The organism is Bacteroides difficilis (assembly GCF_048319815.1).
Classification (GTDB): Bacteria; Bacteroidota; Bacteroidia; order Bacteroidales; family Bacteroidaceae; genus Bacteroides; species Bacteroides zhangwenhongii.
The window spans coordinates 131,914-156,120 of sequence record NZ_CP182814.1; the positions used below are offsets into that span (position 1 = coordinate 131,914).

Genomic DNA, 24,207 nt, shown 5'->3' on the forward strand with positions numbered 1-24,207 from the left:
AGTCAGGCATCTTTCTTTTCTTCCATAGCAATAAACTCTGTAGGTGATACACCATAAAATTTCTTGAAGGCAGTAGAAAAATGTGTCTGACTACTGAATCCAACCATATATGCCACTTGAGAAATATTCACTTTCCTCTCCTTCAGCAAAACTGCCGCCTGTTTCAACCGAATATTCCGAATAAACTCACCGGTCGGCACCCCCGTCAGTTCCTTTAACTTACGATGTAGCTGTACACGGCTCAAGCCCACTTGTTCGGCAAGCATCTCAACATTCAGTTCCGGATTGTCCATGTTATCATTAACAATTTTCATTACACGCTCCAGCAATATATTATCATTAGACTTCACTTCTATTGATTTGATTTTATCTTCCTGAAGCGCCCCGGAAAATTTACCTTTCAAGCGTATACGGTTTTCAATCAAATTGGCAATAAGAATTTGCAATTCCTCTATATTAAAAGGTTTGGCCATATAAGCATCCGCCCCCTTGCCCAACCCCTGAATACGGTCGGCATGTTCTGTTTTAGAAGTGAGTAGGATGATTGGAATATGATTCGTATTACTATTGTTTTTTAACTTTTTCAACATAGTAAAACCATCCATAACAGGCATCTTTACATCGGAGACAATGACATCCGGCAGTTGCAACAATGCTGTTTGCAGCCCTTCATCCCCATTCGTACAAACAAATACTTTGTATATCTCACCAAGTTCCGTTTTCAAAAAGTCCCGTACATCCTCATTGTCATCCACTACCAGTACCTTATAACTACTCCTAGACTTCACCGTTTTCTTATCGCCATGCTCGTCTATAAAACTTGGCTGATGTGCACTATGGTGATTAAAAGCCGCCACTTCAGTTGTCATTTCTTCTTTCTTTAAAAAGGCGTTTCCAAGCGGTATACGTATAGTAAAACAACTTCCCTGCCTATCTTTCCGATTGGAGGCAACCACCGTTCCATGATGCAAATTCACTAACAGGCGACATAAATTCAAACCTATACCAAAACCTAGTGGTGCAGCAGACATATCTGCCGAAGCCTGATAAAAACGTTCAAAAATCTTCTCCAGTTTAGTTTCATCAATACCCGGCCCGGAATCCAAAATCATTATCTCGGCATATTCTAAAAGTGGGCCGGGACTCTTCCTGTCCGTTCCGGCAGACAGACAAATCCGAATCTCGCCATCCTCGGGTGTATACTTAAATGCATTGGACAACAAGTTCACCAATACTTTATCAAAATTGTTCCGATCAATCCATACCGGCAGCTTTTCCATTTCATGCTCAAAGACAAAACGAATCCTTCTTTTTTCCGCCTGATAATCAAAAGTCTTGTACAAATCTTCTATAAATCCGACCAAATCTGTTTCAGCACATATAATCCGCATCTGCCCCTTATCAATTTTCCGGATATCCAACAACTGGTTTATCAATTCCAAAATCCGGTTGGCGTTTTTATACATGGAACGCAAAGCTTTCATGGCAGACTCATCAAAATCACGTTTCAACAGAGACTCCAGCGGACTGATGATCAACGTCATCGGAGAACGTATCTCATGTGAGATATTTATAAAGAACTTTAGTTTTGCCTCATTGATTTCTTCTTGACGTCTTCGCTTCAATATAAACAAGGATTGAGCAACCAAAGCCGACAACAAGAGGAAATAGCAGATATAGGCATATATAGTCCTGTACCATGGAAAAGCAATATGAATCTGTAACTGTTTCACGGGAGTATAAAAACCATTCTCACATGCACGTACTTCCAATGTATAATTGCCGGGCGGCAGATGATTGTAAGTAAGCCGATGAACTCCCAACAAGGTGGAATTCCAGTCTGCATCCAATCCGAGCAAGCGGTATTCATAATTGATATTCTCCGGTTCCCGATAATCCATTGTCGAAAACTCGAACGTAAATGTATTATCTTCATGAGTCAGGTAAAAATCCGTTGCATCAGTCAAAGGACATTCGATTACTGCCTTCCTTCCTGATACAGTCTTGGTATTCACCGGAACATTGCCGATATACATATTGGTAAGCATCACTTCCCGGCGGAACTCAGAATTGGTTATTTCACTCGGAGAAAAACAAGTGACTCCATAACTGCCACCGAAGTAAACAATTCCATCTTTATCTTGGAAATAGGCGCCCCGGGTATATTCCTTATCGACTAGTCCGCTACCTGTATAATAATTTATAATCCGTTTTTCTTTCAGTTTCAATTGATTAATGCCTCGAAAAGTACTACACCATATATTTCCCTCGTTATCTTCGGCAAGACCGCAAATCATATTACTGGAAAGCCCGTTCTCTGTTGTATACCGCTTAAAAAGCTGCTCACTTTTATTCCATACATATAGCCCGTTATTGGTACCTATCCAAATATTTCCGTCTCGGGACTCAAGTAAAGAGTAACAAACACACGAGTTCAAAACCGAATCACCTTTTATGCGCATGAAACAATCATTCTGCACATCATAACAACTGATTCCGGCATAATGCCCTATCCAGATCAAATCTTCCTTATCACAGAGTATCACATTCATATAGGTGTTTTTCAGCAGTTTTCTCGTTTCTGGATTTTTCCGGCATATTTCATATTCCTCTTTCGTGCGAAGGTTATAACGCCACAAGCCTTCTCCCAATAAACAACAAAAAAGATTTTTTTCCGAATCTTCCGTTATACATTTCACCCTTTTCCCACTCAATTGCGGTATGAAGTCACACTGCCCCGTACGGGTATTCAGGACTCCCAATCCTTGGGCGTATGTTCCTACCCAAAATGTATGCTCGCTATCCTCAAAAGCAGAAATCACAGCTCCTGACGTTTTAATATGTTCTGTCACCTGTCCATTCTGGTCAAATTTAAACAGTCCGCCTTTCTCCAGACCTCCCCAAATATTCCCCTGGCTATCACGGTAGACAAAAGTTACAACTCCATGATTCTCACGGTAGAATCCAAGATTATCTCCCGAATTATATTCTTTTTCAGTAAAATCCCAATAATGGAAAGAAGTGGGACGAGTAGGTACCATCACAACGCCTTTCTGAAAGCAGCCTAACCACAAATTTTGTTCCCGATCTTCCAATACAGATACCATATTTGCCAGCCCGACGTTAAAGAAAGGAGTATATACTTTGTTCGTCGGCATCAACTTCCCTTCCTTTTTATCTACATAAAAAAGTCCCTGTCCATAGGTTGCTACATAAAGTATACCTTCTTTACTCCTAATGACATCACGTATATCCAACCAATTATAATCTGTATGAAACGGAACAAACTTTCCCTGATTCTCATCCAGCACTGCAAGTTTCCCATTTACTACCACTACAATGTTCCCTTGCGCATCTTCACGAATTTTTCTAACGTTTCGCCCCCACAAATCTTGAAAAGTATATCTTTTTAGAATTTTTCCCGACGCATCCAAACAAAGCAATCCCTTCCCAGCAGTGGCAATCCACATTCGATGTTTATGGTCTTCATAGATATCATCCACTACAGCAGTTTCACACAATGTATTGACAGATGTCAGCGGACGAACAATATGCTGTTCTTCGTCCAATTCGAAAATTCCCCGTAACGCACCTATCAACCAAATTTTCCCCGTATGCAACTGAACTATCCTCGTGACACTGGGAAACAAATTGTCCTGAAATGGTATAGTATGAAAAGCATCCTCACTGGGAACGTAATATTGCAAACCGTTTGAACAACCTATCCACAATCGGTTTTCTTTGTCATTCATCATAGTACGTACCGTATTATTCGATAAGGAAGCAGGATTATTCTCACGACTAAAATACTGAGTAAACTGCACGCCGTCAAACTTATTCAAACCATATTCTGTGGCAATCCAGATATACCCCTGCCCATCCTGACAAATACTGGTAATCAAATGTGATGTTAACTGCCCTGCCTTATAAAAACGACTGTTTTCTGCAGCCACACACTTAAAAAACAAAGAGAATAAGATGCAAACAATAAAGTACTTTTTCATAGTAATGATAATTAATCGCTGCAAAATAGTAAAGTTTCTCCTAATAAAGCAAGTAAATGATGGGCTTTTTCATCATCTCAAATACATATTTTACTAAAATGAAACAATGAAAGATATAAATGAAACAAAATATAATCCATTTCATCCTCCCACAAATTTGAACTGAAACAAAAAAGGAATAAAAAACAGTAGTTGTATCAATAACGAATACATCTGAAATAGATTTAAATCCTTTTTTCCTAAATCAGATGTATTTTTGCATCAGAGAGTTCGACCCAATTAATTAATTATAATAATAGCATGAAAAAACAAATTTTATTTATTTTAATGACTTTGTCTTTCGCAACTCCTATTCTTGCACAAAAAGATGTGCGAATAAAAGAGACGTTCGACTTTGACTGGCTGTTCCATCTCGGAGAAGACAGTGACGCCATGAAGATAAACTTCACCCCGAAAAACTGGAAATGGAATAATATCCAATTGCCACATGATTATAGCATCATTCAGGATTTTAAACGAGAAATAGGCGGTGCCTCCGGTTATCTTCCCGGTGGTATCGGACTTTACCGGAAAGAATTCACAATACCCTCTTCTTACAAAGGTAAAAATGTAAGTATCCTGTTTGACGGGGTATACCATAACGCTACGATCTATCTGAATGAGAAAAAAATAGGAAACCATCGATATGGATATACTAGTTTTGAAATAGACTTGACCGATCACTTGAACTATGGTGGGATGAATACACTATTGGTTCATGTAGACAGGACAGAAGAGTCTCGTTGGTATACAGGTTCCGGAATTTACCGCCACACATGGCTTCAAGTTACCGACCCCGTACGTGTCGCCACTTGGGGAACATATGTCACCACACCGGAAGTTACGAAAGAATCTGCCCGTATAAGAATGGTGACAAGTGTAGTAAACAGTACTTCCACTCCTCAAAATTTGGAAATCACTCAAATGATTGTTGACGAAGACAATCATCCGATAAAAATAAAAGGTAAAAAGATTCAGGAAGAGACAAAAATCAGGATTGAAGCCAATGACACCACTGACGTGGAGCAAGCATTCAGCATTGCCCAGCCACGTCTGTGGTCATTGGAAGACCCTTACCGTTATTTTATAGAAACAACCCTTAAAATTGGCAACAAGGTAGTTGACATCTACCGAACCCCATTCGGCATACGTACCATCCGTTTTGACGCTCAAAAAGGTTTTTTCCTCAACGACAAGAATATGAAGATGAAAGGCGTCTGTCTTCATGCAGATGCCGGCTGCCTAGGGGTTGCTGTCCCCGACCGTTCTTACGAACGCCGTCTGGAAATATTGAAAGAATTTGGTTGCAACGCCATTCGTTGCAGCCATAATCCTCCTTCACCCGAGTTTCTGGATATGTGCGACCGCATGGGATTTCTTGTCATTGACGAAGCATTTGACAAGTGGAAATCCGGTTATTATGAGAAATTTTTCGACAGTTGTTGGAAGCAGGATATTGGCGATATGGTCATTCGCGACCGTAACCACCCCTGCATCGTAATGTGGAGCGTAGGCAATGAAGTACAGGAAGCTTGGTCGGGCAGTATCGGAATAAAAAGAGCCAAGATGCTACAGGATTTCGTACACCAACTGGAACCGACACGTCCTGTAACTATTGCCTGTCAAAGCGGCTTTAATCCTGCTTTTGGGGATGTCCCCGACATTTTGGGATACAACTACATGGAACCTCGCATGCTTGAAGACCGTAAGAAAAATCCCAACCGAATATGTTTTGTTAGCGAAGCCTTCCCTTATTACAGCGGAGACAACCCCAAAAACGTTCGCTGCTATTTAGATAGGAACCCATGGAACTTCGTATTGGAGAATGATTTTCTTTTCGGCTCTTTTATTTGGGCGGGAGTAGATTATATCGGCGAAGCCAGCGGCTGGCCGAGTAAGGGATGGCCTTCCTGCTTGTTCAATCTTTGTATGTTTGAACGTACGGCTGCCGGATATCATCGCTCGGTATGGAATGACAAACCAATGGTACGATTGGCGGTAGTCGATCCCTCACAAGACATTACTCCCGGTAAAGACCACTGGCAATTCCCGACAATGGTTCATCATTGGAATATGCCTTATCCAGACATCCGCACGCTGGAAATACGTACCATGACCAACTGTGACGAAGTAAAACTCATCGCCCCGTCCGGATGGGCCAAAGCTGATTTCCTACCCCGTAAGGCAGCAGACTACGAGAACAACACCATCAAATGGAATATACCTTACCGCAAAGGGAAAGTACTTGCCATCGGATATAAAAACGGGAAAGAGGTTTGTCGGGATAGTATCGTCACTTCCGGCAATGCCCACCATGCTATTGTCACAGCAGACCGCAACGAACTGAAAGCTGACGGACAAGACTTGTCCCATCTCACCGTCGAACTGTTCGACAAGGATGGAATCCCCGTCCAAACCGACGACCGTCTCGTCACTGTCAGCATAGAAGGAGAAGGCAAATTCCTCGGCATCGATAATGGAGACCTGAGACGGGAAAAATCATTTCAGGGGAACAAACTAAAGACCTATTTCGGAAAAGCGCTTGCCATCGTACAATCCAATCGGAAAGCAGGAACTCTAAAGGTGAAAATCGATATTCAAGGAATTCCACAACCTTATTATACGGACATAACTATCAAATAATAAATTATTAAAAACTTATCCATTATGAAAAAGATTACATTATTAGCAGTAGTAGCACTTCTAGGAACAATGGGTGCAATGGCACAAAACGTAGTAATAGATTTAACCAAAGGTACAGGACGTGGCATTACTCTCAGCGGTACATCCACGCTGATATCCGAACGTGCCGGAGATTATTTTTTGCCAACACAGGAAGAATACGGAATGTATAAAGGCATTCAGATTGTATTGTCTAATTTTAAAAAATTAGATGAAAAAGCAAGTGATGCCTTGTGTTCCCTTAATGTCTATTTCACCAATGAAGACGGAAAGGAACAAAAAGCTTCCATGGGATTCTGGGGAAAAGGAAAAAAGAAAATTAAATTCGATTCTTTCAGAAACGGAAACGAAACGATTGAAATCAATCCTGCCACTATCACTAGAATCGGAATTGGGATGGGAGCCGACAAACAATTGGATGCACAAATTGAGTTAGTACCTAGAGATCCGCAAGAGTAATATCTCCAGCCATATATATAATATTATAAATGTGTCAAAAGTCTATAACTAATAATTTACTTTTGGCACATTTTAAATATAAGCAATTATGAATAATATTTTATTGAAAAGTTTGATTCTGGTATCAACGTTATGTGCATGTTCAAAAGAGCCTTTATCCGTTCAGCAATATATGCGCCCCCCCGATACGAAACATCTAACAGAATATCCTGCTCCCGATCGTTCAAACATTCCTGCCTTCCCAGGTGCTTTTGGTGGAGGACGCTATACAAAGGGAGGTGCAGAAGGAACTGTGTATACAGTCAGTTCCTTAAAAGATGACAACTCCATAGGTACATTGCGTTGGGCTCTAAATCAAAAGGGACCGAGAACCATTGTCTTTGCCATTGGTGGGCTTATAGAATTACAAAGTAAACTTATAATCAAAAACGGTGATGTAACTGTTGCCGGACAAACTGCACCAGGAGATGGCATCTGTCTAAAAGGAAACACGCTAAATATAAAAGCAGACAATGTGATTATCCGATTCATCCGTTGTAGAATGGGAAGCGATATGTTGACAGAAACAGAAGCGGATGGAGCAGATACGATGTGGGGAAAAAACCAAAAAAATATTATTATCGATCATTGTTCTATGAGTTGGAGTACAGACGAATGTGCTTCTTTCTATGATAATGAAAATTTTACTATGCAGTGGTGTATTATTGCTGAAAGTCTTGCATATTCGATTCATGGTAAAGGAGCTCATGGTTTTGGTGGTATTTGGGGAGGGCTTACCGCTACATTCCACCATAACCTAATAGCGCACCACAGTAGCCGTACCCCACGATTATGTGGGAGTCGCTATACTGGAGAGCCTAATAAACAGAAAGTTGATATACGCAATAATGTATTTTATAACTGGGGACCCAGTAATGGTGGATATGCAGGCGAAGGTGGTTTTTATAATTTTATAAACAATTACTACAAACCAGGACCTGCTACAATTCAAAATAAAAATATCGTGAATCGCATATTTTCTCCCAACGGAGATGATGGAAAAAACAAGAATGAGAAAGGTATATGGGGAGTATTCTATTTAAATGGTAATTATTTTGATGATTCTTGCATTTTGTTACCACCAAAGTACAAACCACTACTAGCGGAGGTTAATCGTGATAATAAGGCAGGATTACATCCTAAAGAAACCACGGAAATACCAATGCCGCGAGGCGGTATAAGCTCATTAACCTCAAATTTTGAATTTGCAATCACTAAAGATGTAAGTTTATTTACAGAATCAGCAAAAGAAGCTTATGAATCGGTATTGGCTAAAGCTGGAGCATCATTACGTTGGGATAATGTAGATAAGCGAATTGTAGAAAATGTAAAGAATGGCAGCTACACTGCAAAAGGAAGCAATGGCAGTAATTGGGGAATTATAGATGACGCAAATGATGTTGGCGGATGGCCAAATTACTTCTCTGGAAAAAAAGTGATTGATTCTGACGGTGATGGCATACCAGATGAGTGGGAAAAATCAAACAATCTAAACCCCAATGATAGTTCTGATGGTTCAAAATATAATATAAGCAAAGAATATACAAACTTAGAGGTTTATATCAACAGCCTGGTAGAAACATTAATGAAATAACACATAAACAACTTAGAACGAAAGCGAGATTGACACACTGTCAGCAGGAGCATAACAATAGTTTATCATCCGCCGACTGGAGTAGGCTGATTAGACAGCCACAGTCGACCAAACAGCCGACTATAGTTGACCGACCAGCCGACTATAGTCGGCTATTTAAGATTCTGTTCCAAATTTCTGTTAATACAGGAACATTGGAGATAGGATATTAAGGAATGTCACCTCTTTTAAATACATACGGTGAAGGTGTGAAGAGAACGTGAAAGACAAAATATTGCATTCAAATCACAGGAAATATCTATGAATGAGCCACTATGCTTTGTGTGAAGAGAGTGAAGATTCATTTCAAGAAAAATTAAGTAGACTAAGCCCACAATAAAATATATGTTATTCAGAGATTCTGACAAAACGACTGATTCTTTCTCTAACGATTCTGAGATAAGCACGCTTCATCTTGTTATTCAAGAAACTGTGGTCAACCAATCTTACAGTATCATCAGGCAACTGCATGTATTTGTCTAAAATTTTTCTAAGACGAGGTTTCACGATGCCTATCCGTTCTCCAAATCTCTCAAAGTCAAGACGACATAAATGACCAGTCTTGTCCATTACGTCACTCTTCTCAATATTAGATGATAAACCACCATCAAGTCCAAGATCGTCACTATTTACGTGTAAGTTTGTGTTTATCAGATCATAGGCTGGTGCCAGACGATAATCCTGTCCTTCAAGGATAAGCGAGAAATTTTTCAGGTGATCATCTCCATTAGCATAAATGTAGTTGAAAAGTACCAATTCAAAAAAACGCTCCATATCCACCATCCATGCTGCAACGTTCTTGCGAATGGCGTTGGCAATATCCTCGTAGCAGCCTCTATACTTGAAGTGGAGTCCGTCAGTTTGCTCATTGCGCCCAATTACCGTTGCAAAATCCTCCATGGGAGCTTTCGCTCCATCAGACTGTATATCAAACCGCTTAGTAATATACACGAGTTGACCACTTTGTGTAAAACATAATCCGTTATCTGCCGTCCGTATACCATACACCTGCGAAGCTATTTGCATCGTAAGGTGTTCATTGGCAGGTATCTGCTTGCGGTTCTGTAAAGTTTCATCCCATGGAGCAGGCTTCAGGATATAGGCAGAACGCTCTCCATCTTGAGCGATTCTTATCTTGCCTTTCTCTACGACAGCCGGAAACTTCTCTTGTACGCCAGAAACTGATATACGATACATAGCATCCATGATATCAACAGTGTTTCGAAATTTATCTATGTCGAAATCCAAAACGGGATTAATATTTTTACTGTCAAAAAGCATTTTTGCACCTTTAGGACTATATGTAGTAAAACCTTCCATAAGGGTGGAAGGACAATATTTAATCTCTATCATCACTAATCCTCCTTATTTGTACAGCACCAATAAAATCCTTGTCGGCCATAGCAGTGAGCATACCGAAGAAGTCTTTCTCGTCTATTCGCAAGAATCTGCATATCACCTTGCGGTTAGCTCCCTCGGGTAACATATTTGTGAATAGAGGGAAAAGATGTTCTGATTCATATACTTCTTTCTGCTTGGGCAAGGTAACTGATATAGCGGGATATTCCGAAGAGAGATACTCATTATCATAACAGAATGTGTAATCTTTGCCAGGATGCTTCTCTGTCAATACCCCTGCTTTACAGTCATTCATGTAAACATTCAACTGTTTCATATTTACTCACATGATTATATAGTTTGACGTATCCTGTAATCTATCTCCATTCCTAGAACTGCGAGAATTTTGCTGACCGTAGCTAATGAAGGGTTTCCCTTACCACGTTCAATATCCTTGATCGTAGCCAAACTGACCCCGGCCATTTCAGCAAGATCCTGTTGCGACAGACTTAATGTCTCGCGTCGTAATTTCATGATTTCCATTAATCTCATAGTCTATTTAAATAAACTTTTCTTCAAAAATACATCAAATAATTGATTATCGCAAGAAAAAGTCTAATAAAACAGACTTTACTATGCAATTTAGCCGGATTTTCCTTTGTTCAAAGAAAATCCGGCTAATATTATTGTCTGAAAACCTATCGTTGGTTCATTCCATATCCCTTAAAAAAGACTAAGCCTGACAGACGTTATGCCATTTGCCGAAGCTAAAACAAAAGCAGACTTCCCATCCTGTGACAACTGTGAGACGGTCTCTTTCATATTAACCTCTTTCGTGGTCTGAACAGCTGATACACCTTTAACGGTAACAGGTAACACAATCGCCAGTTTAGTGTCTTTTTTAGTTGTATTCAACACTACTAAAGTTATTTCTTTCCCGTCAGCATTCACGTAAGCGGTTGCTAAAATACTAGAATCATCACTATCTACTTTAATACGTGTTGTACTGGTAGCATACTTGGCATAATGTGACAAGATATATCCGTTTTTAGTAATTTCCCCTTCCGGTACAATGCTTCTGGGGTCATTATCGCCCATCATGCCATAAAACCTCTTCAGATACCAATAAATATATGCACTGCAATAGCCTTCCATTGTCATATGGATTTCTTTAGCAAGATGCGACATACAATAATCCCATGTCCAGAATTTCCATTTGAAAGAATCGGTTTCGTCGGCACCGTCATTAAACAAATGCTCTGTCATCCACCAAGTTTTACCTGCAGGAGCAAGACGAGTGTCGTATAATCCAGTGATATAATCGTGACGGTTCTTTACATAACTGCTTGAAAGATCCGTAAACCCCTGATACAAATGTCCTGCAACAATGTCAGTATTGGCAAAGGTAACAGGGTCATTCAACACAGGATCGGTGTAAGCAGGCTGCATACCGCAAGCTTCAGGTGCCATGAGCTTAACACCGGTAGCACGGATCTGTGCACCATAATCTCTTATATAGTTTACCACTTCGGCAGGCTTCCAATACGTATAGTTCATATCCGGTTCGTTTTGCATAGAAATGGCATAGAGGTTCACACCATTGTCTTTCATGTAGTTGACATATTTCACTAAATGGTCAGTATACTCCTGATATTTTTCGGGGTTGAGGTGTTTTCCTTTCGGATGTGTCTTATCATCAAGCGCATCCGTACAATCCCACGGACAGGCAACAACCAATGCTCCGTTCTGTTGTGCAATTCTAGCACCTGACACATCAGCTGTCCAATCAGACTCTTTCGGATAAATCATCAGACGAAGAATGGAATATCCCAGTCCGGATGCCCCATATAATTTATTTATATCAGCATCTGTCAACATATTACTTCCCCACCAGATCTTAGGATTATACATTCCACCGAAGCCCACTATTGGTTGATATCTTATGGAAGGAGTTACAGTCAAAACCGTTTCTTGCAAAACTGCATCAAACAGTTCATCGTCTATCCAACTAGCATCAGACTTTGTACAAGCACTGACGAAAACCGGCACACAGATAAGTAATATATAAATAAGTTTTTTCATTATAAACATCTATTTTATCTAATCGGTACAATACGAACATTGGCAATATTCAACTGGAAGTTATCCACCGGAGAATATATGCGTCCGTCTTCCTGTATATCATAATTAAACATATTCAGCATTGCATGGCTTCCCTTAGTACCTATCGTGTATAACTCCCCATACAAGTCCTCCAATGTTACCACCTTACTTGTGATCATACCAGTAAAGCTAGTAAACGGAATGGTAATAGTACGCCAGCCATAATCAAAAGTAAAGGGCGTATCATTTGTCCATGGCATGATATTATATGTTCTGGAACTGTTCTTCTTTGTAGATGAGTTACCATTCTTATCAAAACGCCATGCAAGGAATCCGGAAGTCCATGGCTTGTTCATATATACCTCAAGCTGAATAGCCAGATTTTCCAATGGAGTAGCGGCCAAACTACTATTTTTATCTATCACACGCTTGAAACAATCCGCACCACTAAACCTGAAGAATGAGAAATTCGATTCACTTGTGGCACTTCCGCTGGCAGGCAATGTCTTTTGTCCGTCGCCCAGGCTCAATACATATTCGGGACAAGGCAGACTTTCATCTATGGAACCCGGTCTGCTCTCCATCGTATGATATATAGTCGCCAACTGGTTATTGCCGACATTTCCTTGTTCTTCTTTCGAGAATGTCTTCAAGAAAACTCCTTCCGTATAGCACATATACTTCTCTACTACTATTTCCAGGTCTTCCGAAACAATGGTAAGCGAACAACTACGGTCGCATGGTACATCATCCGGTACGGTTACTTTCAACACGCTTCCCTCTTTGTCAGCCACTTCTTCGAAAGTCAAGTCCGCGTTACCCAGCCGGATAGCGGTAATGTATTCCTCATTCAAGTATTGCCCTTCCACATAGAAATATCCTCCGGGCACCGGCATCTTATTGGAAATTGCGGATACGGTAGGCGTATAGGAACGGAAAATAAAATCATACGTACAAGGCTCGTTATAAGCCGTCACAATACGAATCTTGTCCATGTCTTCCGGATTGGTGACATTGTCGCCCACCGGAAGTCCTTCGGGCACTGTCAGCGTTATCTTATCCTGTTCCTTTTCAAAATTTTCTATCTTTACTCCGTTGCAATATACTTCGCTTGCAGTGGCAATATATTTCCCCTCGATACAAATACGATCATTATAAGATGCCGCCGGAATAGCCACATCTTGACCTTCGAGCACAATACGGGTCACTTCTCCCTTACGACCTGCAATAGTGAACCCCGTGTAAGTATAATCATCGTATTTCGTTTGGATACGAATCGTATTTTTGAGAGATTCGTCAGCTACGGCATCACCAAAGGGGATATAACCGGGAATATTGATTGTAAGACGGTCATCCAAAGGATTTTCCAATGCACCAATCTGTACACCGTTCAGCCATACCGTGATATGTTCCGCATCAGTGGTGAATCCGGTTCCCTTCAGCCGGACTGCTTCACCGATTAGTGCTGTAGTTTCACCGAATACCCAGTGTCCCTCGCGTTTGGCATCTGTTTCAGTGACAGTGATTTTCTTTCCGGTATAATAAAGTGTATAGTCCACTTTTCCATTCATAGTTACCACACGCAGTGTATTCCCGTTTACCGCATCTTCGGGTCCCCCTTCCAGTTTTACACCATCAGGAACAGTCATGAGCAAATAATTTTCACTGACCTCCTCGAATGTACTAGTATGCGTGCCGTTGCAATATACCGCCAAAACTTCAGCCAGTCCCGATCCTTCTATTCTGATTTGTTCTCCGATCCTGATGAGCCTATTCTCGTCCGGTTCCGTCCACTCATCTCCATTCGACTTCACAAGTACCCTATCGACTACTGGTCCCCCCTTCTTCTTTACAACCGGTTCGTCATCACTACAGGCCATAAAGCATACTATTGTAATCACCGCCCATAAACAGTGACAAAGTACTGTCCTTACTATATTCAGTTCTTTCATAATCTACTATTTTATGTTTTTCAGTTGTTTATTCGCCAGGAACCACACATGGTACCAAACGCATATTAGCCATATTGATTTGGAAATCGGTCATAGCAGAAGCCGGATGGTCGCCATTCAAGTCAAAATTAAAGAAACCCAATAAGGAGTAATTAGTCTTGTTCAATGAAGCGATCAGTTCGCCCAAAGTCTGCGCTTTCATCCCATTGAAATCTGCAAAAGAAATAGTTACCGTACTCCAATTTCCTGCAAAATCGTAAGGAACGCCTGTCGACCATAAAGCCAGACTTCTGCTTTCTGCACTATCGGCACCGCTCTTGTTCTTGTCCAGACGCAACGATACTAATCCGGAAGTCCAAGGTATAGCCATATATACATCTACCTGCAAAGCCAACCGGCTGAGTTTCGTTTCTTGTGTGAAATCACCTTCACTATTTGCTATAGCCGTTTCCAGTCCTTTCCGCAAACTGAACTTACAGAAACCCACAGATGTGTCCTTACTGTCGGCAGCAGGAACATTCGCCGGTTCTGCAGGAAAAGCTACAAAATTTGCCGGATTATCAGAGTTGTCGGCAGCCGAAGTTGAAGGTGACTCTTTAGTGAACATCTTCATATTCGATTGTGAAAGCGCATCTCCAGTCACTCGTTCGTCTTTACGTTCTTCTTCGGAGAACGTGGACAAGAAGATACCTTTTTTATAAAATACATAATCAGGCGAATAGAAAGAATCCCCTTCCGACGAAACGACTCGAATAGAGCCACTCACATCGCCCACACCTTCAGGTACCACTACACTGATTTTTTTAGTATCTATCTGGCTAAAATCAACAGCCTGTATTTCTCCGCCGGCTGCCGGAAAATAAACTTCAGTGATATTATTTAAGTTGTTACCAATGAGGTATATCGTTTCTCCGGGCACGGGTAGCGTATGTGAAACTCCTGTAATACCCGGCATCCGGTTTCGGTCCTTAAATATAAATTGACAAGTTGCCGTGCCGTTGGCAGACACAAACGTTAAGGTATTCCGCAATGACTCGTCCTCTACTTCATAAGCCATCGGAGTCTTTCCCGGTATCTGGAATACGACATGTTCGTCATCTATCAGAATGTCCTTAAATTCGGCCCGATAGCCATTGCAATAAATAGCCTGCAGACCGGAAAATCCCTTGCCTTCCACATGAATCCATTGTCCGGTATATGCAGAAGTGATTTCCTCCACCGGAACTCCTATCATATTGGTGTATACACGATAGATAGATATTCCGTCGTCATCAGAACAAGCCGAGAAATTCCAAAGCAGAAGGATTGCCCACAGATAGTAGACGCTTTTCGTAAAGATATGTTTTTGTATTTTCATTCTATTTCATAGATTTAATCGTTAAACTTATAAGCTACCGGAGTCTCAGACAAATATTTATCCTGCACCATTTCATTTTCTGGATAGGGAGAAGCCCATATATTATCTTTTGCAGTAGCGGAATGGATATAATCGCCAGATGCCAGTTTCATATGCTCGATACGATGAAAAGGCTGATTCGTACTGCGTAAAGAAAGGCTTCCGTTATCGCTATTATAATCGTACGCCCACCAACGATAATTAGTCATATCCGTTTCGGAGTCCTCGTCCATCAATTCATTATTGGCATATTTTACCACCCAGTCGCTCTGATAGAACGAACGACGTACCACAGTCGGCCACCAGATTCCTTCCATAAAAAGTTCCATGCGATATTCTTTCAACAATTCATCACGACTCACAGCTGGTTTGTCTACGTATTTTATAATGTATTGAGGGTCATCCGCATGGGCGGCATCTTCGGCAATCTCCATAGCATAGGCACGGCGGCGTACTTCGTTGAAACGTGAGATAGCCTTCTCTTCGTCATTCACAATTACATCATTCATACCCATACAAGCTTCCACGTAAAGCAAATACACTTCTCCCATACGCAACAGTGGAGTTCTGAATCCCGTATTTTGTTTTACAGCTATACCACCTGTATCTTCCGGGCTGCCAACTACATATTTTTTAATCGGAAACTTTGTTTGTTTTGACCGGTTACCATCTTTTTGCCCACCAGCGTATCCCACTGTCCAAGTATGAGAGGTTGTATGCGTTCCGATATAATCATACGTCTCATTATCCACGAATATATTTCCACGCCTCCTGCTTCTTCCTGCCTGATCAAGCATCAAACGACCAATATCATACGATGCAAATGTCCACTGACCGTTAGCATCCAGCCCGTTCGTCAGTTCTCTGTCATACGCCAAAGAAGCATTATTTCCAAATCCATACGTATCTACCAAAGGAACAAATTGAATTGCAAACAAGACTTCTTTACAATTATTATTCTGCACCCTGAATATCTCTTCGTAATCTTCCATCAAACCATACTGTATCCCGTTTTCTATTACGTCTCCCGCCATTTCTTTGGCTTTACGGTAAAACAATCCGGCGAGTTCGGTATTAGAACCGACTCCCTTATCCGCATAACGTCCAATCATATCTTGTGAACAGTTCTCTCCACGGGCAAAGGCGGCAGCAGTCACATAAACACGTGCCAGCATACCCTCTGCCGCATACTTTGTCACCCGTCCTTTTTCATCCTGTTCGGGAAGATGTGCCACTGCAAACTCCAAATCATTAATAGCGTACTGAAGCACATCTTCAAAACGGTTAGGTGCTACATTTGTAGCTTGGAGATGATTCATCGGATTATCAATAATAGGAACATCATGCCAATGCATGCCCAAATACCAGTATGCAGTAGCACGCATAAAACGAGCTTCTCCCTCACATGCGTTTACCAAAGCTTCATCTACATAGTTACGAGCAACAGGCACATATTTATTAATTACATAGTCGGCATTCGTAATCACATTATATAATGAATTCCATGTATCTTCCAGGCCTTCCGTCACATTGGTGATGCCGAACGAAGCATACTTATAATCTGTGGAACTGTAAGTAGTTGTATAAATATTATTTCCTTTTGTATCTCCCAAAAGACGCATGTACGAATGAAATCCCTGCCAAGGTTTCAGATAGAGGAAGGCAGTAGCCTCACGCAAATCCGAATGTGTCCGGAAAGACTGCTCTACCTGCTTCTGGGATTCGGAAGAGACTGTCAGGAAGTCTTCACAACCTGTAGCGGTCATCATCAAACCGACAGTCCATATAAGGTTCACGATATTTTTTACTTTCATCATATGTATTTTTTAGAAGGTTAAATCAAGACCAAATGTATAAACACGAGGCGAAGGACAACGCCCTGTATCTACCCCATACATCAGCATACTCTGACCGGAATAGGAATATTGTCCCTGCGTGGAACCGATTTCCGGATCATAGCCGGAATATTTCGTAAATGTATATACGTTCTTTACATTAGCATATATACGTAAACGTTCCACTCCAATCTTACGTATCCATTTCTTAGGAAAATTATAACCCAATACGATGTTTTGAATACGCAAAAAAGAAGCATCCTCCACGAAACGGTTGCTGACACGTATATTGTCATTATAATCAGAACCCACAGATATACGGGGAAGCCCGCTGTCGGCTCCAGGCAATACGTAAGCATTCCATACATCCTTGTTCTCCGAATTTCCATCATAATATCCGATACGGGCGTAATTCGCTGTATTTTTCGCCTTGTTTCCGGTAGAATTGGGGTCGTCCAAACGACGACGCAGCCAGTTTAACGCTTTATTTCCATACGAACCATACAAGAAAAGGGATAAATCAAAATCTTTGTATTTGAATGTATTGTTAAATCCGAATGTGAACTTCGGTAACGGACTTCCCATAAAATCACGGTCTTTTTCATCAATAATACCGTCATTATTCCGGTCTTCGAAAATCAGGTCACCTACAAAGATGCTGTTCATCAATTCCTTATTTTTAACCACGTCTCCTTTCTTCAATCGTGGCGTAGCTATTTTCACCGTACTTGTCCCATCACCGTTATCTATCAAATAGTCACTTGCCGAGTTAATCCTTCCAATCATGTTGTAACCATAGAATTCACTCACAGCACGTCCTGTTGTTGTACGGGTCACTACACTTGTGGCTCCGCCCAGCTGATAAGTCTTATCTATAAAGGCATTCTCCATGTTCATGGCCAGAATCTTATTTACATTCCGGCTGAATGTCAAATTAGATCGCCACGAGAAATCCCGTTTGGAGATATTCACGGTATTCAGAGTGAATTCAAATCCTTTATTTTGCAAAGAACCCACATTCGCCCATTGAGTGGAAGTTGCGCCCTGACCGCTTGTTCCCAAATATCCGGGCAACGTCAACTGGAATAATAAATCATTTGTTTTCTTGATGTATGTATCAAAGATCAGTTCGATACGGTTATTAAAGAAGTTCAAGTCTACGCCGAAGTTCCATGATTTTGTACTCTCCCATTTCAAATCGGGATTAGGAATCTGAGCCATCTGCACACTGTTTCCCCATACCGACTGTACGTTCGCCAACATAGGCTGATAAGCAAAGTTGCTGACATTAGAGTTTCCCACAATACCATAACTTAACCGGAACTTCAGATTGTTCATCACACTCCGCAACGGTTTCATAAATTTCTCGTCCGATACGCGCCATGCGATAGCAGCCGACGGGAACGTCCCCCACTTGTTGCCCTTACCAAAACGGCTTGTACCATCCTGACGTACAGTTCCAGTGAACTGATACCGTCCTTTATAACTATAGAATACACGACCGAAAAAAGACAGGAAACGCGTCTGACTCCCACTACCACCATTAGTAGAATAGTTGGCATCCCCCGCATCCAAATCAGTCAATTCATTAGAGCCATGTGTACGTCGTCCCCATAGTCTGTCTCCGTCCCTGCCATTCATCTCATGCCCCAGCATCACTGTAAGACGATGAGATTCGCCAAACTTCTTATTAGCTGTAACCACATTCTTCCATCCCCAGTACATGGAATAATTTTTTGAGTGCTCGGACATGGCGTAGGGATTATTTGACCAACCGATTTGATAGGCAGGAAGGAAGTACTGAAAATTATCGATACTACCATCCCCTACAAGTTCGGTACGATATGTCAGCCATTCTACCGGTTGAAGCTGCAAAAAGAAGTTGCCTCTGACCCCCAACTTCTTATTGGTACGCTCTGTCAGTTCCGCCACGGCAATAGGGTTACTATACCCATACAAAGAGGTATCCTCTTCGTCCGGACCACCGAATGTCCCGTCCGGATTATAAATCGGCACATGAGGAGCTTGATACAATGCATTCGGAATAATAGCCCAGTTCGCCATACTTGTTTCCTGATCAGTGTAAGTCATGTTCACTGTTCCTCCCATGCGGAACAACTTGCTTGCCTGTACTTCCGTACTCATCCGAAGAGTGAAACGATCAAACGAAGAACCTATAGCTATCCCTTCCTGTCCGGTATATCCACCGGAAAGAGAATATGAAACAGTCTTATTCCCTCCCCGCACAGAAAGGTTATAGTTCTGCATGGCAGCAAGACGAAAAATACCATCTTGCCAATCGGAACCATCTCCCAAAGCATTTGGATTGCTATATTCCTCTTTCATATCTCTCTCACTGCCAATCACTTTATAGCGTTCGTTATAATGACGTGCATATTCACGCAAGTTCATCATCTCAATTTTATTTGGCAACTGCTGTATCCCATAAGAACCGCTGACATTAATCTGCGGTTTTCCGGAAATACCTTTCTTCATTGTTATCAAGATAACCCCATTGGCGCCTTGCGCACCATAAATAGCGGTGGCGGAAGCATCTTTCAATATTTCTATGCTTTCGATATCTGACGGATTAATACCTGCAATGGCATTACTGGTATTATCTCCAGTGCGTCCGGAAATAATAACCCCATCCACTACATAAATAGGCTCATTCGTACTGTTGATAGAATTCACACCGCGTATCTGAATAGAGGTACTACCTCCGGGGATACCGGAATTCTGGCTCATCTGCAAGCCGGCAGCACGCCCTTGCAATACCTGGTCAATAGTAGTGGCTGCAGCTTGCGTGATAGCTTCCGAATTGACGGACACTACAGAACCGGTCAAGTCCGAACGCTTCATCGAACCGTAGCCTATCGCTACCACTTCATCCAACATTTTAGCGTCATTTTTCAGCGCTATATTCAGTTTCCCGTTCTTAGGTACTTTAAATTCCGCTGTTTTCATGCCGATATAGGATACTGATAAGATGCCGTCTTCTGGAACCTTTATTGTAAACTTTCCATTCAAGTCAGTACTGGTCCCTTGTCCGGAACCTTTCAAACGCACACTTGCTCCTATCAAAGGTTCACCCGTATCGCTGTCTACCACAACTCCACTGACAACAACACTCTTATCGAGTGTCTCACTCACAGTAAAAGAGTGCAGGTCCCCTGTTGCCGAAGAATCCTGCAAGGCAAACCCCAAAAACAGGATTCCCAATAGCAAACGCTTTACTAAAAATTTGTTTTTCATATCATCCTTTATCATTTCAAGGTTTATTCACTAATTTCAATTATTTTTTGTTTATCGTCCTTTCCCAACAGATAAACTGAATTAAGCACTATTGTCTGAGCTCCCTCACAAGAGGTGATACTCACTGATTCAACATTATCAAGAGCGGTACTTTGATTCAATTCCGTCAAGTTTATTTTCTTCACCACAGCACCACTATCAATTTTCGCATTCTGGTAATACTCCTTTTTCTGTATTTCTCCTTCTTCATCCAAGTATTCTATCTTCACGCGAAAAGCACTTTCACATCTCACACAATCTATTACCAAAGACTTGAAACCTGAAAGATCTCCTGTTAACGGAAGATAGAAGCAGTTACAGAATCGCCCACCTGTAAATACCAATGTCTTCGTTTCGGCATGATAAGTAACATTACGGTTCACCTCCCTAGCAAAAGCCATACCAACTAAGAAAAAGGACAAGACCCATAAAATTCTTTTTTTCATCTGATACAAAATTATAATATTATGATTATCCGTATAATGCATATTTACTTATTTAACACCGTTTTTAGTTGAGAATTTACGAACGGACACCATACGGATAACCATGGATTGGTCATAAACTATAATTAAGAAATTATTTCAAGCTCTGTTTCGTCATTTCCATTCTCCCAATCTGTCATCTGAGCTTTGACAAAAACAAGACCTCTATCAGTAAGTTTCATTTCATACATATATTCTTTACCACTTTCCCATTTTTGAGTTTCAGAAATATGATAACTGAACGTCTGGGCATTTACCGAAACTGTAAGCATCATGCTACCAGCTTCCACAGTTTCAGGTGTTACTACCGCCGAGGCAATAGCCTCAGCAGTAGTATTGTTTATCATGAAAGTATTAATATCAGCAGTAATTCCTGATATGATACCAACACGACCTGTTGTCAGATTTGCTAATACGCTAACGTTACGTCCCGGCAAAGTTAACGTGGAATTACTCAGATTGTAAATACCTGTTTCATCAGTTATACGGATATTTATTTTGGCCATGGCATGACGGAAAACCAGTGTGGCTTTTCCGTTATCTAGATATGCCGTCGAAGCTATCTTCAGACTACTTGAATAATAGGCCTCCTTTTCACTTTGATTAGTTGATATATAAAACGTTAAATTATTATCCAAATTTGCCACATTCCACGATTCTCTATATGGACAATAAGCACAGACACTCATAGCTTTCGACAGTGGGAGAAAAAGTTGGGTATCCGTTTGTGGAACTCCTTCTTTATCCATTGTTAATCTTGTATTCGCAGAGAGGATAGTAGAACTGCTTCTCATGACGAACAAACCTAAGGATGTGCCTGTTGGAAGATTTGTAAGTTCACCGTTCTCCTCAACTTTCATGTTTAGTCCAAGGATACCGTTATCTTCATCTATCACAGAGACATCGTCATTGGAATTACATGCCGTGATTCCAAGCAAGATAACTACCAGAATCCACTGTGGAATTATTATTTTACCTGTCGACATATTTATCTTCTTTGTTTAAGGTTTTGTATAGGGAACGATACGAAAGTTAGCCATATACATTAAGAAATTTGTAACAGCTGTTCCTCTGGAGCCCTCACCATAAGGAGCAAAACTACCGAATATTAATTTCAATTGTCCATTACCGTCAGGTATCTCTTCTACTTTTTTTCCACTTGTATTTTTAAAGTCCTTCATCGGAAAGGTTAAAGTTTTCCATCCAGATGAAAAGTCTACCGTTATCGGATCGTACAAAGCTGGTTGTTGTGTCCACCACGGAGTATATGTTATTTCATCTCCCCCATATCCTAATGCCCAACGTAAAGCCCCAGTTGTCCATCCGTTATCTTCCTCACTCGACATATAACAATCAAACTGGATGGCAAGATCGTCACAATCCGTAATTCCATTTGGTATTTTCTCACACATCTTTGACAAACTAAAACTAAATTGTGAAGTTTTCAACTTATAACCATCCAGGGTCTGATCAGATTCTGCTGTTGCAGCATAAGAAATACCTTTTGTATCAGGGTTATTGTCAGCATCCTGAGAATCTCCAAAAGTACGGATATTTTCTGGATTGCCAGGCCACATCTCCCAATTTGATTCAGGCATGATTTGGTTTGTAGCGTAAATATTGCTACCTCCCATTTGATATGCATCCCCAGTGAATTTTGAGATAAATATATTATCTTTGCAATTCATGTAAGAATAAGAATATCCACGATTGCCAGTTTCCGCTTCCACATAAAGTGCACCAGCTACTTGGTCACCCCCTTCGGGAATAATCACATCAATCATTTGATAGCTGTTATCTTCAGCACTATGAATCCAAAACTCACCTGCAGCATCCAGTTCACTCTCACTTTCTACTAAAGTCATAGCTTCTACATCACCTGGGAATACTATTTTCTTCACACCCTTAAAGTTTGCCCCATAGATACGGATACGTTCTCCGACCTTCGCCATTGTGTGTGATACGCGGTCAACCACCGGCTGTGGACCTTTGGCATCGCCTTCCAAATCTTCATTACCGTTCTCCCAATCATCAATTACACTACCTAGTACAAGTTCTACAGTCTCTTCTCCACCACTTACGCCGAACTTCACTGTATAAGTGTAGACCTTCCCTTCACCGAATGTAACATCAGTGTTTAAAGCAGCGATGTATTCCTTTTCTGCTGTAATAATTTTAATAAAGTTAGCGGCAGCTATTTTTTGTGGAACGAGGATGACGCTTGCAGAGAAAATGCTAGCATCATCTGCAAATTTCACGGCTGTAATTTCCGTGGCTGCACCTGAGGCTGCTTCTAATGTACCATCCTGTACATTGAGAGTGGTTGTGGGCTTTGTGTTTAAGATACTTACTATTGCTCCTTTCAAATTGACGCCCGTTTCTCCGGTATTGAAATTGAGATTCAGTTTGCTCAGCTTATGTTTGAAGTTGAGAGTGATTGGAGACTTTGATGAAATAAACGAATTCTCCCCCATAGGTATACCCCATAATAAGTCACTTGCCAAGTAAGCTTCATCCGTACTCTGATCTGTTGCAACGGTAAACGAGTGAGCGACATTCAAATTGCCTACCCAATCACTACTAAACGGAGCATACGCATATACACTAATAGCGGAATTATCTTCTGGATAAAATATTGCTTCACCGGTAAAATTACCCGCCCCATCGGCTAGGAGTTGCTGATTATCAGCAACTAATTCACTAGTTCCGTTCACAAAAACTCCCACTTTCACGCCATTAGCTATTTGCGTTTTCTGCAAATCCACGTTTATGCTACGTGTATTTATGCCACTGATAAAAGTAATCGGTGTACGTCCATTTGTATTTTGTTTGTCTAGTACGTCATCTTTTGTACATGAAACAAACACTGAAGACAAAGAGCACATTAATGCCATGCTTAAAAATAGATTTCTCTTTTTCATAATAAATCAATTTTCTTAATTAAATGA

Annotated in this window: 15 protein-coding genes; 3 read left to right on the forward strand and 12 right to left on the reverse strand. The window is 41.0% G+C overall.

Annotated features, from left to right (window positions below; genetic code table 11):
* Window positions 1–2: 2 nt before the first annotated feature.
* Window positions 3–4,004, reverse strand: coding sequence for a two-component regulator propeller domain-containing protein (locus ACNOGP_RS00565; protein WP_418213807.1), 4,002 nt, complete (start codon window positions 4,002–4,004; stop codon window positions 3–5).
* 300 nt (window positions 4,005–4,304) lie between these two features.
* On the opposite strand from ACNOGP_RS00565, the gene ACNOGP_RS00570 reads away from it, so the two are divergent.
* From ACNOGP_RS00570 to ACNOGP_RS00580, 3 genes are all read left to right on the forward strand, one after another.
* Window positions 4,305–6,686 carry a glycoside hydrolase family 2 TIM barrel-domain containing protein gene (locus ACNOGP_RS00570; RefSeq protein ID WP_418213808.1) on the forward strand — a complete coding sequence of 794 codons (2,382 nt, stop codon included), beginning with the start codon at window positions 4,305–4,307 and terminating at the stop codon, window positions 6,684–6,686.
* Between the two features lie 24 nt (window positions 6,687–6,710).
* Window positions 6,711–7,184: a hypothetical protein gene (locus tag ACNOGP_RS00575; RefSeq protein WP_418213809.1), complete on the forward strand. Its 474-nt coding sequence runs from the start codon at window positions 6,711–6,713 to the stop codon at window positions 7,182–7,184.
* An 88-nt stretch (window positions 7,185–7,272) separates the two neighbouring features.
* On the forward strand, window positions 7,273–8,817 hold the full coding sequence (locus tag ACNOGP_RS00580; RefSeq protein ID WP_418213810.1) for a pectate lyase: 1,545 nt from the start codon (window positions 7,273–7,275) through the stop codon (window positions 8,815–8,817).
* Between the two features lie 387 nt (window positions 8,818–9,204).
* On the opposite strand, the gene ACNOGP_RS00585 is transcribed toward ACNOGP_RS00580, so the two are convergent.
* From ACNOGP_RS00585 to ACNOGP_RS00635, 11 genes are all read right to left on the reverse strand, one after another.
* A complete protein-coding gene (locus tag ACNOGP_RS00585; RefSeq protein WP_418213811.1) occupies window positions 9,205–10,209 on the reverse strand; it encodes a HipA domain-containing protein in 1,005 nt (334 codons plus the stop codon).
* A complete protein-coding gene (locus ACNOGP_RS00590) occupies window positions 10,196–10,531 on the reverse strand; it encodes a HipA N-terminal domain-containing protein (RefSeq protein ID WP_418213812.1) in 336 nt (111 codons plus the stop codon). Before ACNOGP_RS00590 ends, ACNOGP_RS00585 begins: the two co-directional genes overlap by 14 nt.
* A gap of 14 nt (window positions 10,532–10,545) precedes the next feature.
* A complete protein-coding gene (locus ACNOGP_RS00595) occupies window positions 10,546–10,728 on the reverse strand; it encodes a helix-turn-helix transcriptional regulator (RefSeq protein ID WP_418213813.1) in 183 nt (60 codons plus the stop codon).
* Window positions 10,729–10,917: 189 nt separating this feature from the next.
* Window positions 10,918–12,276: a glycoside hydrolase family 30 beta sandwich domain-containing protein gene (locus ACNOGP_RS00600; protein WP_418213814.1), complete on the reverse strand. Its 1,359-nt coding sequence runs from the start codon at window positions 12,274–12,276 to the stop codon at window positions 10,918–10,920.
* Between the two features lie 14 nt (window positions 12,277–12,290).
* On the reverse strand, window positions 12,291–14,249 hold the full coding sequence (locus tag ACNOGP_RS00605) for a glycan-binding surface protein (RefSeq protein ID WP_418213815.1): 1,959 nt from the start codon (window positions 14,247–14,249) through the stop codon (window positions 12,291–12,293).
* A 28-nt stretch (window positions 14,250–14,277) separates the two neighbouring features.
* Window positions 14,278–15,606, reverse strand: a complete 1,329-nt coding sequence (locus tag ACNOGP_RS00610; protein WP_418213816.1) for a glycan-binding surface protein — start codon at window positions 15,604–15,606, stop codon at window positions 14,278–14,280.
* A 14-nt stretch (window positions 15,607–15,620) separates the two neighbouring features.
* Complete coding sequence (locus tag ACNOGP_RS00615; RefSeq protein WP_418213817.1) at window positions 15,621–17,462, reverse strand: RagB/SusD family nutrient uptake outer membrane protein; 1,842 nt, start codon at window positions 17,460–17,462, stop codon at window positions 15,621–15,623.
* 9 nt (window positions 17,463–17,471) lie between these two features.
* On the reverse strand, window positions 17,472–20,735 hold the full coding sequence (locus tag ACNOGP_RS00620; RefSeq protein ID WP_418213818.1) for a SusC/RagA family TonB-linked outer membrane protein: 3,264 nt from the start codon (window positions 20,733–20,735) through the stop codon (window positions 17,472–17,474).
* 23 nt (window positions 20,736–20,758) lie between these two features.
* Complete coding sequence (locus ACNOGP_RS00625) at window positions 20,759–21,220, reverse strand: hypothetical protein (protein WP_418213819.1); 462 nt, start codon at window positions 21,218–21,220, stop codon at window positions 20,759–20,761.
* A gap of 125 nt (window positions 21,221–21,345) precedes the next feature.
* Entirely contained in the window at window positions 21,346–22,245 is a 900-nt protein-coding gene (locus ACNOGP_RS00630; RefSeq protein ID WP_279179975.1) for a fimbrillin family protein, read from the reverse strand.
* A gap of 15 nt (window positions 22,246–22,260) precedes the next feature.
* A complete protein-coding gene (locus ACNOGP_RS00635; protein WP_418213820.1) occupies window positions 22,261–24,180 on the reverse strand; it encodes a glycan-binding surface protein in 1,920 nt (639 codons plus the stop codon).
* Window positions 24,181–24,207: the final 27 nt, after the last annotated feature.

Excerpts from the sequence above, each read along its gene's own strand:
- ACNOGP_RS00580 (WP_418213810.1), top strand. The coding sequence starts at position 7,273 with ATGAATAATATTTTATTGAAAAGTTTGATTCTGGTATCAACGTTATGT.
- ACNOGP_RS00620 (WP_418213818.1), bottom strand. The coding sequence starts at position 20,735 with ATGAAAAACAAATTTTTAGTAAAGCGTTTGCTATTGGGAATCCTGTTT.
- ACNOGP_RS00600 (WP_418213814.1), bottom strand. The coding sequence starts at position 12,276 with ATGAAAAAACTTATTTATATATTACTTATCTGTGTGCCGGTTTTCGTC.
- ACNOGP_RS00605 (WP_418213815.1), bottom strand. The coding sequence starts at position 14,249 with ATGAAAGAACTGAATATAGTAAGGACAGTACTTTGTCACTGTTTATGG.
- ACNOGP_RS00615 (WP_418213817.1), bottom strand. The coding sequence starts at position 17,462 with ATGATGAAAGTAAAAAATATCGTGAACCTTATATGGACTGTCGGTTTG.
- ACNOGP_RS00610 (WP_418213816.1), bottom strand. The coding sequence starts at position 15,606 with ATGAAAATACAAAAACATATCTTTACGAAAAGCGTCTACTATCTGTGG.
- ACNOGP_RS00590 (WP_418213812.1), bottom strand. The coding sequence starts at position 10,531 with ATGAAACAGTTGAATGTTTACATGAATGACTGTAAAGCAGGGGTATTG.
- ACNOGP_RS00635 (WP_418213820.1), bottom strand. The coding sequence starts at position 24,180 with ATGAAAAAGAGAAATCTATTTTTAAGCATGGCATTAATGTGCTCTTTG.
- ACNOGP_RS00575 (WP_418213809.1), top strand. The coding sequence starts at position 6,711 with ATGAAAAAGATTACATTATTAGCAGTAGTAGCACTTCTAGGAACAATG.
- ACNOGP_RS00625 (WP_418213819.1), bottom strand. The coding sequence starts at position 21,220 with ATGAAAAAAAGAATTTTATGGGTCTTGTCCTTTTTCTTAGTTGGTATG.
- ACNOGP_RS00585 (WP_418213811.1), bottom strand. The coding sequence starts at position 10,209 with ATGATAGAGATTAAATATTGTCCTTCCACCCTTATGGAAGGTTTTACT.
- ACNOGP_RS00595 (WP_418213813.1), bottom strand. The coding sequence starts at position 10,728 with ATGAAATTACGACGCGAGACATTAAGTCTGTCGCAACAGGATCTTGCT.
- ACNOGP_RS00570 (WP_418213808.1), top strand. The coding sequence starts at position 4,305 with ATGAAAAAACAAATTTTATTTATTTTAATGACTTTGTCTTTCGCAACT.
- ACNOGP_RS00630 (WP_279179975.1), bottom strand. The coding sequence starts at position 22,245 with ATGTCGACAGGTAAAATAATAATTCCACAGTGGATTCTGGTAGTTATC.
- ACNOGP_RS00565 (WP_418213807.1), bottom strand. The coding sequence starts at position 4,004 with ATGAAAAAGTACTTTATTGTTTGCATCTTATTCTCTTTGTTTTTTAAG.